Source organism: Bacillus sp. LJBS17 (assembly GCF_019334685.1).
In the GTDB taxonomy this organism is placed as follows: Bacteria; Bacillota; Bacilli; order Bacillales; family Bacillaceae; genus Bacillus; species Bacillus subtilis.
This window is the reverse complement of the sequence record NZ_CP079759.1, coordinates 2,362,380-2,375,733: the sequence shown is the minus strand read 5'-3', so window position 1 is coordinate 2,375,733 and position 13,354 is coordinate 2,362,380. Positions and strand designations below refer to the sequence as shown.

The following is a 13,354-nucleotide window of genomic DNA, read 5'->3' as shown; positions in this document are numbered from 1 at the left end:
TTTTAATAGCCAACATTAATAAAATTTAAGGATATGTTAATATAAATTCCCTTCCAAATTCCAGTTACTCGTAATATAGTTGTAATGTAACTTTTCAAGCTATTCATACGACAAAAAAGTGAACGGAGGGGTTTCAAATGGAAGAAACCTTTCAATTATTATATGATACATATCATCAAGATTTGTACCAATTTTTATTTTATATGGTAAAGGATAAAAACCAGACAGAAGACCTTCTTCAAGAGGTTTATATCCGGGTATTAAATTCTTATCATACGTTTGAAGGAAGAAGCAGTGAAAAAACATGGCTTTTGTCTATCGCACGCCATGTTGCGATAGACTGGTTTCGTAAACAGCAAACAATCAGACAGCGTATACTCGGTACATTTGACTGGGATACACAGGATGTCAGGGATCAGCAATTGCTCCCGGACGAACTTGCGGTTCAACATGAAAATGTCCGGGAAATTTATGCTGCGCTTGATCAATGTACAATCGATCAAAGAGCTGTGATTATCTTGCGGTTTATTCAGGGATATTCAATACAGGAAACAGCCAAGGCTCTGCGCTTCTCGGAAAGCAAAGTAAAAACGACCCAACACAGAGGGCTCAAAGTACTTCGGAAACATATGGAGCTTTTGAGGGAGGAGCTAATGGATGATGAAGTCAGAATGGAACGAAGAACAGATAAAGGAGTTGTTAAGTCAACTTCCGGCAGTTAAAGACCATCGTTCGCCTCAGGATATTTACAAGCGGCTGACGATGGCAAAGCGTAAAAATAAGCCCGCTGTCAGGTGGATTGGCCCCGCGTGTGCCGCTGCAATTGCGGTTTATATCGCCTTCATTATTTCTCCTCATTTCTTTGATCAGGCACAGCCTCAACAAAAGGAAGCGTCCCAAGAGAACGCAGTAACGAAAACTGAGACAGAAGACAGCCCAAAAGCTGCATCATCCCTGGATCATACATCGTTTGTTGTACCTGAAAAGGAACAAGACAATTACATCACTGTAGCAGTTGCTGATGCCGATACATCTGCAATCATACCCGTCAGCATTCAAAAAACAAATGCATACCAAACGATCCAGGACATGCTGACTGTAAGTAGTGAATTGGATATCTTGGATCATGCCATTACAATTCCATCCTTCATAGATGAAGTAGAAATAAAAGAAAAACCAAAGCAGAAGGAATTAAGTATACGAATCCATCAGCCAGCTACGGCATTTTCTGTAAAAGATGATACACTGTTAAAAAAATTGCTTAAAGAATCCTTAAAATGGAGTCCTTATGAAAAAGTCAAATTTTTATCGGATCAAAATGAGACTGGGGTTCGGATTGGCTCATATGGCACTTTTACGGAAATTTCGATTCCAAAACAGTCAAAACGATCCTACTACTTGTACCAAAATAAACAAGGACAAGACTTTCTCGTTCCGTCAAATAATTCTTTTGATACGGTAAAAGAAGCGATTAATGAAATGGAATCGAGCAGTCAAAAAGATACAACACCGCTTATTCAAGCGGGTACTGTCCAATCTGTAACGAAGAAACAGAAGCACTTATATATCCGTTTCTCAAAGGACTCAGAAGTTGAGGATTCTATTGCCAGTATTTTAATGATTGAGGGACTTCTTTTAACCGCAAAAGAGTTTGGCTTCACAGAAGTGACCTTTACCGAAACAAGAACAAACAAAATCGGCAAATATGACGTATCAGATGCAATTCCGGTACCGGCTGCTCCAAATCCGATTTTCTTAAACTAAAATGGGCCCTTTGAGGCTCTTTTTTAGTTGCTATTCATATAATAGAAATTTTCAAAAAAAAGTTGTGCGTGTATAATAAAACAAGGTAACGATTGAAAGGATTTGAGATGAGTGAACGTGTTAACAATTAAAGGAGTTTCCATCGGGGAAGGAATGCCGAAAATCATCGTTCCGCTGATGGGAAAGACGGAAAAACAAATTCTGAATGAAGCAGAGGCAGTAAAATTACTGAATCCGGACATTGTTGAATGGAGAGTCGACGTATTTGAAAAAGCGAATGACAGAGAAGCGGTCACAAAGCTCATTTCTAAGCTTCGTAATTCTTTAGAAGACAAGCTATTTCTTTTTACATTCAGAACCCACAAAGAGGGCGGGAGCATGGAGATGGACGAAAGCTCCTATCTTGCTTTGCTGGAATCGGCAATCCAAACAAAAGACATCGATCTGATAGACATCGAATTATTTTCAGGAGATGCACATGTAAAAGCGTTAGTATCGATGGCGGAAGAAAACAACGTCTATGTGGTGATGTCAAATCACGACTTTGAAAAAACGCCTTCGAAAGATGAGATTCTTTCAAGACTTCGGAAAATGCAGGATTTAGGGGCACATATTCCCAAAATGGCTGTTATGCCGAATGATACTGGAGATCTCCTAACGCTGCTTGATGCGACGTATACAATGAAAACAAAATATGCAGACCGCCCCATTATTACAATGTCAATGGCTGCAACAGGGCTCATCAGCAGGCTGAGCGGTGAGGTTTTTGGATCGGCTTGTACTTTTGGAGCTGGAGAAGAGGCGTCCGCACCAGGTCAAATACCTGTTTCTGAGCTAAGGAGTGTCTTAGATATTTTGCATAAAAACACACGAGGATAGAACAATAAAAAAACTCAAGCTATATAGCTTGAGTTTTTTTATTATGGCAGATCAATGAGCTTCACAGACACAATATCAGGGACATTTGTTAGTTCTTTCACAATTTTATCTTCCAGATGTCTGTCAAAGGAAAGCATCATGATGGCTTCTCCGCCTTTTTCCTTACGGCCAACCTGCATAGTTGCAATGTTAATATCGTTATCTCCGAGAATACGTCCTACTCGGCCGATGACACCTGTTGTATCTTGATGCTGGATATACACCAAGTGACCTGTCGGATAAAAATCAATATTAAATCCATTGATCTCGACAATTCGTTCTCCGAAATGAGGAATATGCGTAGCCGTTACAGTAAAGGTGCTGCGGTCTCCTGTCACTTTTACGCTGATGCAGTTATCGTATCCAGATTCAGAAGAGGAAATTTTTTCACTGAAGCTGATGCCGCGTTCTTTTGCGACACCCCCGGCATTGACCTCGTTAACAGTAGAGTCAACGCGCGGTTTTAAAAAGCCTGACAGAAGGGCTTTTGTAATGAACGATGTTTCAAGTTTAGCAATTGTGCCTTCATATTGAATGGCAACATCCTGTACTGGTTCTTTCATGCACTGTGATACAAGGCTGCCAATTTTTCCTGCAATTTGATGGTAGGGCTTAATTTTAGCAAATTCATCTTTTGTCATGGCAGGCAGGTTGATAGCTGACATGACAGGCAGGCCTTTTGCGAACTGCAGAACTTCTTCTGACACTTGGGCGGCGACATTGAGCTGTGCTTCTTTCGTTGATGCTCCTAAGTGAGGAGTGGCAATGACTAATGGATGATCAACAAGTTTGTTGTCAACTGGCGGTTCAACTTCGAAAACGTCAAGAGCCGCTCCCGCAACATGCCCGTTTTCCAAAGCTTCGAGAAGTGCTGCTTCATCGATAATTCCGCCTCGCGCACAGTTAATTAAGCGAACGCCTTTTTTCGTTTTTGCAATCGTTTCTTTATTCAATAAGCCTTTTGTTTCTTTTGTTAAAGGCGTGTGAACGGTAATGATATCCGCACTTTCAAGCACTTCTTCAAATGTACGGCTGTTTACGCCGATTTTTTTCGCTCTTTCTTCCGTTAAGAAAGGATCAAAAACGTGCACTGTCATACCGAACGCTCTCGCACGCTGTGCAATTTCACTTCCGATTCGGCCTAATCCTACAATACCAAGCGTTTTTCCATAGAGCTCTGAACCCACATAAGCTGTGCGGTTCCACTCTCTGGATTTCACTGAGATATTAGCCTGCGGAATGTGTCTCATTAAAGAAGAGATCATTGCAAATGTATGCTCAGCTGTCGAAATGGTGTTGCCGTTCGGAGCATTGATCACGATTACCCCGTGTTTCGTAGCCTCATCAATATCGATATTATCGACACCGACACCGGCTCTTCCGACAATTTTTAAAGAAGTCATTTTGTTGAAAAGGTCTTCTGTTACTTTTGTCGCACTTCGCACCAAAAGAGCATCAAAAGTATGTAATTCATCTTCTGCATCTGCTACGTTTTTTTGAACGATTTCAATAAAGTCTGATTCAATAAGTGGCTGTAAACCGTCGTTGCTCATTTTGTCTGAGACCAATACTCGAAACATCGTTAGATTTCCTCCTAAATTGACAAACTAAATATCTGATAATTTAACATATTCTCAAAAGAGTGTCAACGTGTATTGACGCAGTAAAGGATAAAAGTAAAGCCTAATAAATCAATGATTTGACAGCTTGCAGGTAATATATATAATTTGAAGCAATTCTCTATACAGCCAACCAGTTATCGTTTATAATGTAATTAAATTTCATATGATCAATCTTCGGGGCAGGGTGAAATTCCCTACCGGCGGTGATGAGCAAATGGCTCTAAGCCCGCGAGCTGTCTTTACAGCAGGATTCGGTGAGATTCCGGAGCCGACAGTACAGTCTGGATGGGAGAAGATGGAGGTTCATAAGCGTTTTGAAATTGAATTTTTCAAACGTTTCTTTGCCTAGCCTAATTTTCGAAACCCCGCTTTTATATATGAAGCGGTTTTTTTATTGGCTGGAAAAGAACCTTTCCGTTTTCGAGTAAGATGTGATCGAAAAGGAGAGAATGAAGTGAAAGTAAAAAAATTAGTTGTGGTTAGCATGCTGAGCAGCATTGCATTTGTTTTGATGCTGTTAAATTTCCCGTTTCCGGGTCTTCCGGATTATTTAAAAATCGATTTTAGCGACGTTCCCGCTATTATTGCCATTCTGATTTACGGACCTTTGGCGGGTATTGCCGTAGAAGCGATAAAAAATGTTCTTCAGTATATCATTCAGGGAAGCATGGCCGGAGTTCCTGTAGGGCAAGTTGCGAATTTTATTGCAGGAACACTCTTTATATTACCGACTGCTTTCTTATTTAAAAAACTCAACTCAGCAAAGGGCTTGGCTGTCAGCCTGCTTTTGGGAACTGCAGCGATGACCATTTTAATGAGTATTTTAAATTATGTTCTGATTCTTCCGGCATACACGTGGTTTTTACATTCACCGGCATTATCCGACAGCGCGCTAAAAACAGCAGTCGTCGCAGGTATCCTGCCGTTTACCATGATAAAAGGTATTGTAATTACGGTTGTATTCTCACTAATTTTTATCAAGCTTAAGCCATGGATTGAGCAGCAGCGAAGTGCACATATCCATTAAATAAAAAAGCTCCCGTTCGGGAGCTTTTTTTAGTTACTTCTATTCAAATTTAAGCGGATCGCCTTCAAATGGCTCATCCGCCACTTTGATGGAATCAGTAGGGCATCCTTCAAATGCGTCAATCATATCTTCTTCCAGTACCTCAGGAACTTCGACAACACCTTTGTTTTCATCAAGCGTTACGAACGCGATGCCTTCATCATCGTAATCGTAAATGTCTGGTGCAGCAGCTCCGCAAGCGCCGCATGCAATACATGTATCTTTGTCTACGATTGTGTACTTTGCCATGAATAAAACCTCCCAGATTGTTCTTGGTGGAACAAATGGATCAATCTTTATATTTAATCAATTTAACACCTATTCCTCTTACTTATTGTAATGATGTTGCTGCCACATTTCAACAGAAAAATGATTGAGAATGCTTATCACATAAGGGGTTATCTACATAACATCCCCCTTAATGATGACTTTAAACGTCGATTTCTGTTTGAAATCTGTTAAAATAAAAAGAGCAAATCAACGATTTTTGTCAGGAAGAATGTAGGTGGATAGGTTGTCATTAAATTACTTCGATATTATGGTTCTCGATTGCCTTTGCAAAATAAACGGGGAACGGTCGGGAAGCGCTGTTTTTCACCTATTCAAAGGCAAGAGATCGTCACAGACCATTCAAGATGCCGGCTTATTTCAGACTGCAAAATACTTTGGAATGGCGGCAAAATGTTCGAGAAGCGATATTTCTGCGTCGCTTGACAAGCTTGAAAAGCATTCATATCTCGCGCCAATGTCTGAAACAGATACATACAAAGTGACAGACAGCGGCGCAGCAGTTTTGAGACATTCCCTTAGCGAGCGGCCGTGGCCCGTTTATTGTCACGGTGCTCATTATCAGCAGGCTGCCCGCGTGCTTTGGAAAAGGCTTTCGCTGCTTGTGCAGGTCCTATCCCATAAACAGCAAGGGAGCAGGCAGTATATCCCTGTCACAAAGGATCATAAGACACTCCACTGGGTAAAGAAATACCTGTCCCGGCATACGGATCATATAGAGATGGCAAAAAGCCTTTTTGCCATGCTTGAGACACATTTGAAAAAGATTGAAAACAAAGCAGCGCAAATTTTTGTCTACTCCTTAACCTCGCACCATCGGATCGGTTATACGAGCAGGCAGCTTGCTGATACGCTGGAAGAAGATGAATGGTATGTCTATATCATGTTTTGGGCTTCAGTACATTATTTTATTCATTCTCTTCCGGAGTGTGAAGATGCTTTGTTAAAGGATCTCCTTTCTGATGTGCACTTAGATAATGCCCTGACAGAGTCGACGAGGAAAACATGGCAGATGGTCAAACAAGGGTTTCCGATACATCGAATTGCTGAAATCAGAAAGCTGAAAACAGCGACGATTGAAGACCACATTGTCGAGATTTCTCTCCATGAGCCTGCGTTTATGATTAATGATTATGTATCAGCAGAAGACCAGCTCCAAATCGCAGAGTTTGCCAAACGGATGCGGACGAATAAAATCAAACAAATTCGCGACGGGCTGGAACAGCGGTTCAGCTACTTTCAAATCAGACTGGCATTGACAAAGCAGGTGCAGCAATATGACTAAATTACAGCAAACGTTATATCAGTTTTTTGGTTTTACTTCCTTTAAAAAAGGGCAGCAGGACATTATTGAAAGCATACTCAGCGGGAAGGATACCATTGCAATGCTCCCGACTGGGGGAGGGAAATCGCTTTGCTACCAGCTGCCTGGTTATATGCTTGACGGCATGGTATTAATCGTTTCTCCACTGCTTTCTTTAATGGAGGATCAGGTGCAGCAGCTGAAAGCCCGGGGGGAAAAGCGTGCTGCAGCTTTGAACAGCATGCTTAACAGGCAGGAAAGACAATTTGTTTTAGAACATATTCATCGATATAAATTTTTGTACTTGTCTCCTGAAGCTTTACAGTCTCCATATGTATTGGAAAAATTGAAAAGCGTCCCGATTAGCCTATTTGTTATTGACGAAGCGCATTGTATTTCTGAATGGGGACACGACTTCAGGCCTGATTATTCAAAGCTCGGACAGCTGAGAAAAAAACTTGGACACCCGCCCGTTCTGGCATTGACCGCCACGGCTACAAAGGAAACGCTGCAAGATGTCATGAACCTGCTGGAGCTGCAGCATGCTGTACGCCATCTCAACTCAGTCAACCGCCCAAACATCGCACTGAGGGTTGAAAATGCGGCGGATACTGCCGAAAAAATAGATAGGGTCATTCAGCTGGTTGAAAACCTGCAAGGCCCGGGAATTGTTTATTGTCCCACACGGAAATGGGCTGAGGAATTAGCGGGTGAAATTAAAAGCAAAACGAGCAGCAGAGCCGACTTTTACCATGGCGGTTTGGAGTCAGGGGACAGGATTTTAATTCAGCAGCAGTTTATTCATAACCAGCTTGATGTGATATGTTGTACGAATGCGTTTGGAATGGGTGTCGATAAACCTGATATCAGATATGTGATTCATTTTCACCTCCCGCAGACGGCAGAAGCTTTTATGCAGGAAATCGGCAGAGCGGGACGCGACGGAAAGCCGAGTGTCAGCATTTTGCTGCGGGCGCCAGGGGATTTTGAATTGCAGGAACAGATTATCCAGATGGAGAGTGTCACAGCTGAAGAAATCGCCGACGTAATCCGTGTGCTAGAGAAGACGGAGGAGCGGGATGAGAGAAGGCTGCGTGACGTATTACTTCAGTATGGCGTCGGAGAGACACAGGCCCGTATGATGATTCATCTCTTTATGCAGGGAAAAACATCAGTTGAACTGATGAAGAAAGAAATTTCATATCGCATGGAGCTGAAGCTGGAAAAAATGTACCGTGTATCATTTTTGCTTCAGCGTGACGGCTGTTTAAGGCAAGCACTGTTAACCTACTTTGATGAATCATACGAGCCTGATGACGGAAACCTCCCGTGCTGTTCACATTGCGGTTTTGATTTATCCTTGTATGAACAAAAAGGGGAACGGAGTAAAATGGCGCCATTAGACAGCTGGAGTTCGGAATTGCACCGGATATTCAGCTTGCAGACTGTAGGTGAGCTGAACTGAAACAGCAAAAAGATTATATTCAGCATATGACTGACCGTGATATGCTGAAGCAGTTATATTTGACGCAGCTACTCATCATCTTTGCCGCTGCTGCTGCAGGACTGTTCTTTTTTGAGGATGTACGGGACGTATTAAAGCTCTGGGACATTCGCGATATGCGAATCATCTGGTATGGTGTTTCTATAGCTGTTATTGTTATTTTAGCCGATATGGCAGTAATGAAATGGTTTCCGTCTCATTTATATGATGACGGCGGAATCAATAAAAAAATATTCAGTAAGAGGTCAATCCCTCATATTATATTTTTAACGCTTCTGATTGCTTTCGCGGAAGAAATGTTATTCAGAGGAGTGCTGCAGACTCATATCGGTTTATGGGCGGCCAGCCTTATATTTGCCGCTCTGCACTTTCGGTATTTGTCAAAATGGCTGTTATTTATTATGGTGACAGCAATCAGCTTTTTGCTCGGTCTGATGTATGAATGGACCGGCAACTTATTTGTTCCGATGACGGCGCATTTTATCATTGATGCCGTGTTTGCCTGTCAGATTCGTTTTGAACATGTGAGGAGGGATAAACATGACGAACATGTCGAGAGTAGAGAGAAGAAAAGCCCAGAATCTTTATGAAGATCAAAACGCCGCATTGGCGGACGATTATGTCGATGATGGAGAAAGCCTTCCGACAAGACAATCTGTAAAAAATCAAAGAGAACAGAAAAAAAAGCAAGGCAAAACAAAAACGCCATTATTCACAGTACTCGCAGTAATATTTGTATTTGTGCCGGTTATCGTTTTAGTCACCTTATTTTATCTAAAGAGCCACCCGGATAATCATGACGATTATGAAGATGTTTTTATTGACAGCAGCCAAAGCAAATATGAGGTTGTGCCGAAATCAGAGGATAAAAACGATACCGCAGACACTAAAGAAACCGCACTGCAGAAGGAGTCAAAAAAAGAGCCAGAAGATTCCAAGCCAAAAGAGCAAACAGCTGCTGATAAGAAACAGACTGCTGTAGCGGAAAAAGAAGACTCGGCAAATAAGGAGGAAGCAACCGCCGCGGCTGCTTCCTCTTCCCAATCAACAGTACAACAGCAAGAACCGCAACCGCAGCCGGCTGAGCCAGTTCAAAATGTGCCGAATCGCGTTGTCAAGCACACCGTCCAAAAGAAAGAAACGCTATACCGCATTTCCATGAAGTATTATAAAAGCCGGACAGGAGAAGAAAAAATTCGAGCGTATAATCATCTGAATGGAAATGATGTTTACACCGGACAAGTTTTGGACATCCCCTTAATGGATGAATAGGGTATTATTTTTATTTTACGTTCATATATTGTAGCAATGAAAATGGACAAGGTGTGAAGCGTATGGAATCCTTATGGAATCAGCTGGATCAGTTTACAGACGCGCCGACCAAACAGATGCTTCAAGCGCTGGTAAAACGAAAACAAAAATTCGAAAATTATGCAGCACAATGCCGCAGATGGCGATGGGCTTCACTTATCTGCCTAGGCTTATTATGTGTTATGATCATGATCAAAAGCCCGGAGCCTCAGCTTATACTTCAAGAAATACTTAGCCATACCTTTTATTTATTTTGGATGCTGGCAACCGCTTTTGCCTACTGCACTTCATATTATTTCAAGAAAAAGGAAGAAAAATCCGAGACTGATTTCCATAAACTGAGGTGTGAAATTATTCAGAAAAGCACTGATCTCTGGCCGCAGCCCGATAAATGGAAGGCGAGAGAGTCTGTTTTTCATATGATGAAGCACAAATATGACATTAATCTATATTTTGAAAGTAAATAAAATGGGGCGTTTTCTCAAACGATAGAAACGTCTTTTTTTTATTGTCCGTCTTATTGATAAGTTCTAAAAAGAATGGAGAGTTTTTTATGAAGCTATCAGTGAAAATTGCCGGTGTACTAACTGTTGCGGCAGCGGCAATGACGGCAAAAATGTATGCAACAGCAAAAGGCAATCATTTGAAGACACATACGTTTCCTTTATCAAAGATGAAGGGCAAGCCGCCTCTGACAATCTTTTTTATTTCAGACATTCACAAACGTCTCATCGATCAAGACCTTTTAGAAAAAGCGCGAAGCCATGCCCCCCACTTGGTTATAATCGGCGGTGATTTAGCTGAGGGCGGGGTGCCCAGTGCGAGAATCGAGGAAAACATCAAAAGGCTCGTACATTTCGGGGTCCCTATCGTGTTTGTGTGGGGGAATAATGATTATGAAGTCAGGCAGCATAAGCTGTATTCCATATTTAAAGCGCACGGCGTCATCACTCTGAGAAATGAGTCAGTCCCGTTTTCATACAATGGGCATACAATTGCGATTGCGGGGGTTGATGATATCAGGATGGAGATGGATCATTATGAGGAAGCCATCAAAGAACTTGATGAAAGCCAGCTGAATATTCTGGTTTGCCATAATCCGGAGATTCATGAACAAATCAATGAAGATGACGGTATTGATGTGATACTCAGCGGACATACCCATGGAGGCCAGATCAGGTTTGGAAAATTTGGCCCTTATGAACTGGGGAAAACAGGTATTGTTAAAAACGCGGCATATCTGATCAGCAACGGCTACGGCACGACAAAAGTGCCTCTTCGTTTAGGTGCTGAGCCTGAAACACACATTGTGACTCTTTGCGGGCCAGAATAACTTCTAAAAAGCAAAAATCCATATGGCAATAAAAACTGCATTGTGCTTGTCTTACTAGTGAACTCAGTGTAAACTGATAACAATTAAGAACCTATGACTCATCATCTCATATAATGTGTTATATGATTTGTGTGCAAGTAGAGGCAGGAGGGAACGTTATGCGGCTTGAGCGTCTGAATTATAATAAGATCAAAATCTTTTTAACCCTCGATGATTTGACAGACCGGGGATTGACAAAAGAAGACCTCTGGAAGGACTCATTTAAAGTCCACCAGTTATTTAAAGATATGATGAATGAAGCAAATACAGAGCTCGGCTTTGAAGCGAATGGACCGATTGCAGTGGAAGTGTATTCTCTCCAAGCACAAGGGATGGTCGTGATTGTAACAAAGAACCAAGACGCCGATTCAGAAGACGATGAGTATGATGATGATTACATCGAAATGCAAGTCAAGCTTGATGAAAGCGCGGACATCATATATCAATTCCATTCCTTTGAAGATATCATTCAGCTTTCAGAAAGCTTACAGCGAATCGGTATCACAGGGGGAACTGTCTACCACTATGACGGGCAGTACTTTTTAAGCCTTGAAGATCTAGGGTCACATACGGCTGAAGGGGTTGTGGCGGTTCTGGCTGAATACGGCAATCCGACAACTTTAACGATTTATCGCCTGCAAGAGTATGGTAAGCTCATTATGGACGGTAATGCCGTAGAAACGATACAAACTCATTTTTCATAAAAATGCAACGGAAAACTGCTGATTTCAGCAGTTTTTTTTCGTTAAAAAACATGGAAAAACATAACGTTTATTCTATGCACAGATCATATGAAGGTGTATACTATTCTCTGAAAGGGAGCATGTGAGAAACAGAAGATTCTAGGAGGTTAACTCAAATGGCAGCCGATCGAAACACCGGTCATACAGAAGAGGACAAACTTGATGTATTAAAATCAACCCAAACCGTAATACATAAGGCTCTGGAAAAATTGGGATATCCCGAAGAGGTATACGAATTGTTAAAAGAGCCGATGAGATTATTAACGGTAAAAATACCTGTTCGTATGGACGACGGTTCAGTAAAGATTTTCACAGGATATCGTGCGCAGCACAATGACTCTGTCGGTCCAACGAAAGGCGGGATACGTTTTCACCCGAACGTAACAGAAAAAGAGGTGAAGGCGCTTTCAATTTGGATGAGTTTAAAATGCGGCATAATTGATCTTCCATATGGCGGTGGTAAAGGCGGAATTGTTTGTGATCCAAGGGATATGTCGTTTAGAGAGCTGGAGCGTCTGAGCAGAGGGTATGTCAGAGCGATCAGCCAAATTGTCGGCCCGACAAAAGACGTGCCGGCACCGGATGTATTTACAAACTCACAAATCATGGCTTGGATGATGGATGAGTATTCAAGAATTGATGAATTTAATTCGCCTGGATTTATTACAGGCAAACCGCTTGTGCTTGGCGGATCTCACGGGAGAGAATCTGCGACAGCAAAAGGTGTTACCATCTGTATTAAAGAAGCGGCTAAGAAGAGAGGCATCGATATTAAAGGTGCGCGTGTCGTTGTCCAAGGCTTCGGAAACGCGGGAAGCTATTTGGCAAAATTTATGCATGATGCGGGGGCAAAAGTTGTCGGCATCTCAGATGCGTATGGCGGACTTTATGATCCGGAAGGCCTTGATATCGATTATTTACTCGACCGACGCGACAGCTTCGGTACCGTAACAAAGCTTTTCAACGATACCATTACCAACCAAGAGCTGCTGGAGCTGGATTGTGATATTCTTGTTCCTGCTGCGATTGAAAATCAAATTACAGAAGAAAATGCCCATAATATCCGGGCTAAAATTGTCGTTGAAGCAGCTAATGGGCCAACAACGCTTGAAGGAACAAAGATTCTTTCAGACCGGGACATTCTGCTTGTACCAGACGTGCTGGCAAGTGCCGGTGGCGTAACAGTTTCTTATTTTGAATGGGTTCAGAATAACCAAGGCTTCTACTGGAGTGAAGAAGAGGTAGAAGAAAAATTAGAAAAAATGATGGTCAAATCATTTAACAATATTTATGAAATGGCTAACAACCGAAGAATTGACATGAGGCTCGCTGCATATATGGTCGGCGTTCGCAAAATGGCTGAAGCTTCGCGTTTTAGAGGCTGGATATAAGTTGATGATTTGCATAAAAATAAAAAATCTCCTATGATAAAATAGGAGATTTTTTTATTCGGAAATAGAAAA

General features: G+C 41.8%; 14 protein-coding genes and 1 riboswitch. Of the genes, 12 read left to right on the top strand and 2 right to left on the bottom strand.

What is annotated here, in order from left to right:
- Positions 1-137: 137 nt before the first annotated feature.
- The 3 genes from sigX to aroD all read left to right on the top strand — a co-directional run bounded on the left by sigX (position 138) and on the right by aroD (position 2,643).
- On the top strand, positions 138-722 hold the full coding sequence (gene sigX / locus KXZ66_RS12175) for an RNA polymerase sigma factor SigX (protein ID WP_003230521.1): 585 nt from the start codon (positions 138-140) through the stop codon (positions 720-722).
- Complete coding sequence (gene rsiX, locus KXZ66_RS12170; RefSeq protein WP_219144571.1) at positions 658-1,764, top strand: anti-sigma-X factor RsiX; 1,107 nt, start codon at positions 658-660, stop codon at positions 1,762-1,764. The genes sigX and rsiX overlap by 65 nt, the downstream gene beginning before the upstream one ends.
- Positions 1,765-1,875: 111 nt before the next feature.
- A complete protein-coding gene (gene aroD / locus KXZ66_RS12165; RefSeq protein ID WP_219144570.1) occupies positions 1,876-2,643 on the top strand; it encodes a type I 3-dehydroquinate dehydratase in 768 nt (255 codons plus the stop codon).
- Between the two features lie 41 nt (positions 2,644-2,684).
- Here aroD and serA read toward each other — a convergent pair whose 3' ends face one another.
- Positions 2,685-4,262: a phosphoglycerate dehydrogenase gene (serA, locus tag KXZ66_RS12160; RefSeq protein WP_219144569.1), complete on the bottom strand. Its 1,578-nt coding sequence runs from the start codon at positions 4,260-4,262 to the stop codon at positions 2,685-2,687.
- A 208-nt stretch (positions 4,263-4,470) separates the two neighbouring features.
- Positions 4,471-4,605: riboswitch (FMN riboswitch) on the top strand.
- A 153-nt stretch (positions 4,606-4,758) separates the two neighbouring features.
- On the opposite strand from serA, the gene fmnP reads away from it, so the two are divergent.
- Positions 4,759-5,331: a riboflavin transporter FmnP gene (fmnP, locus tag KXZ66_RS12155; protein ID WP_219144568.1), complete on the top strand. Its 573-nt coding sequence runs from the start codon at positions 4,759-4,761 to the stop codon at positions 5,329-5,331.
- A 39-nt stretch (positions 5,332-5,370) separates the two neighbouring features.
- Here fmnP and KXZ66_RS12150 read toward each other — a convergent pair whose 3' ends face one another.
- Complete coding sequence (locus KXZ66_RS12150; RefSeq protein ID WP_003225461.1) at positions 5,371-5,619, bottom strand: ferredoxin; 249 nt, start codon at positions 5,617-5,619, stop codon at positions 5,371-5,373.
- Between the two features lie 265 nt (positions 5,620-5,884).
- Between KXZ66_RS12150 and KXZ66_RS12145 the strand changes: the two genes are divergently transcribed.
- The 8 genes from KXZ66_RS12145 to gudB all read left to right on the top strand — a co-directional run bounded on the left by KXZ66_RS12145 (position 5,885) and on the right by gudB (position 13,282).
- Positions 5,885-6,943, top strand: a complete 1,059-nt coding sequence (locus KXZ66_RS12145) for a YpbB family protein (RefSeq protein WP_219144977.1) — start codon at positions 5,885-5,887, stop codon at positions 6,941-6,943.
- Positions 6,936-8,426 carry a RecQ family ATP-dependent DNA helicase gene (locus KXZ66_RS12140; protein ID WP_017695904.1) on the top strand — a complete coding sequence of 497 codons (1,491 nt, stop codon included), beginning with the start codon at positions 6,936-6,938 and terminating at the stop codon, positions 8,424-8,426. Before KXZ66_RS12145 ends, KXZ66_RS12140 begins: the two co-directional genes overlap by 8 nt.
- Before the next feature lie 26 nt (positions 8,427-8,452).
- Positions 8,453-9,055 (top strand): CPBP family intramembrane glutamic endopeptidase, encoded by a 603-nt coding sequence (locus KXZ66_RS12135; RefSeq protein ID WP_014477208.1) that lies wholly within the window; start codon positions 8,453-8,455, stop codon positions 9,053-9,055.
- Positions 9,006-9,737, top strand: coding sequence for a LysM peptidoglycan-binding domain-containing protein (locus tag KXZ66_RS12130; RefSeq protein WP_161621655.1), 732 nt, complete (start codon positions 9,006-9,008; stop codon positions 9,735-9,737). Before KXZ66_RS12135 ends, KXZ66_RS12130 begins: the two co-directional genes overlap by 50 nt.
- Positions 9,738-9,799: 62 nt before the next feature.
- Positions 9,800-10,243: a YpbF family protein gene (locus KXZ66_RS12125; RefSeq protein WP_003230531.1), complete on the top strand. Its 444-nt coding sequence runs from the start codon at positions 9,800-9,802 to the stop codon at positions 10,241-10,243.
- Positions 10,244-10,329: 86 nt separating this feature from the next.
- Positions 10,330-11,109: a metallophosphoesterase gene (locus KXZ66_RS12120; RefSeq protein ID WP_003230532.1), complete on the top strand. Its 780-nt coding sequence runs from the start codon at positions 10,330-10,332 to the stop codon at positions 11,107-11,109.
- Positions 11,110-11,267: 158 nt separating this feature from the next.
- Entirely contained in the window at positions 11,268-11,852 is a 585-nt protein-coding gene (locus KXZ66_RS12115) for a genetic competence negative regulator (protein WP_003230533.1), read from the top strand.
- 155 nt (positions 11,853-12,007) lie between these two features.
- Positions 12,008-13,282 carry an NAD-specific glutamate dehydrogenase gene (gudB, locus tag KXZ66_RS12110; protein WP_003230536.1) on the top strand — a complete coding sequence of 425 codons (1,275 nt, stop codon included), beginning with the start codon at positions 12,008-12,010 and terminating at the stop codon, positions 13,280-13,282.
- Positions 13,283-13,354 lie beyond the last annotated feature (72 nt).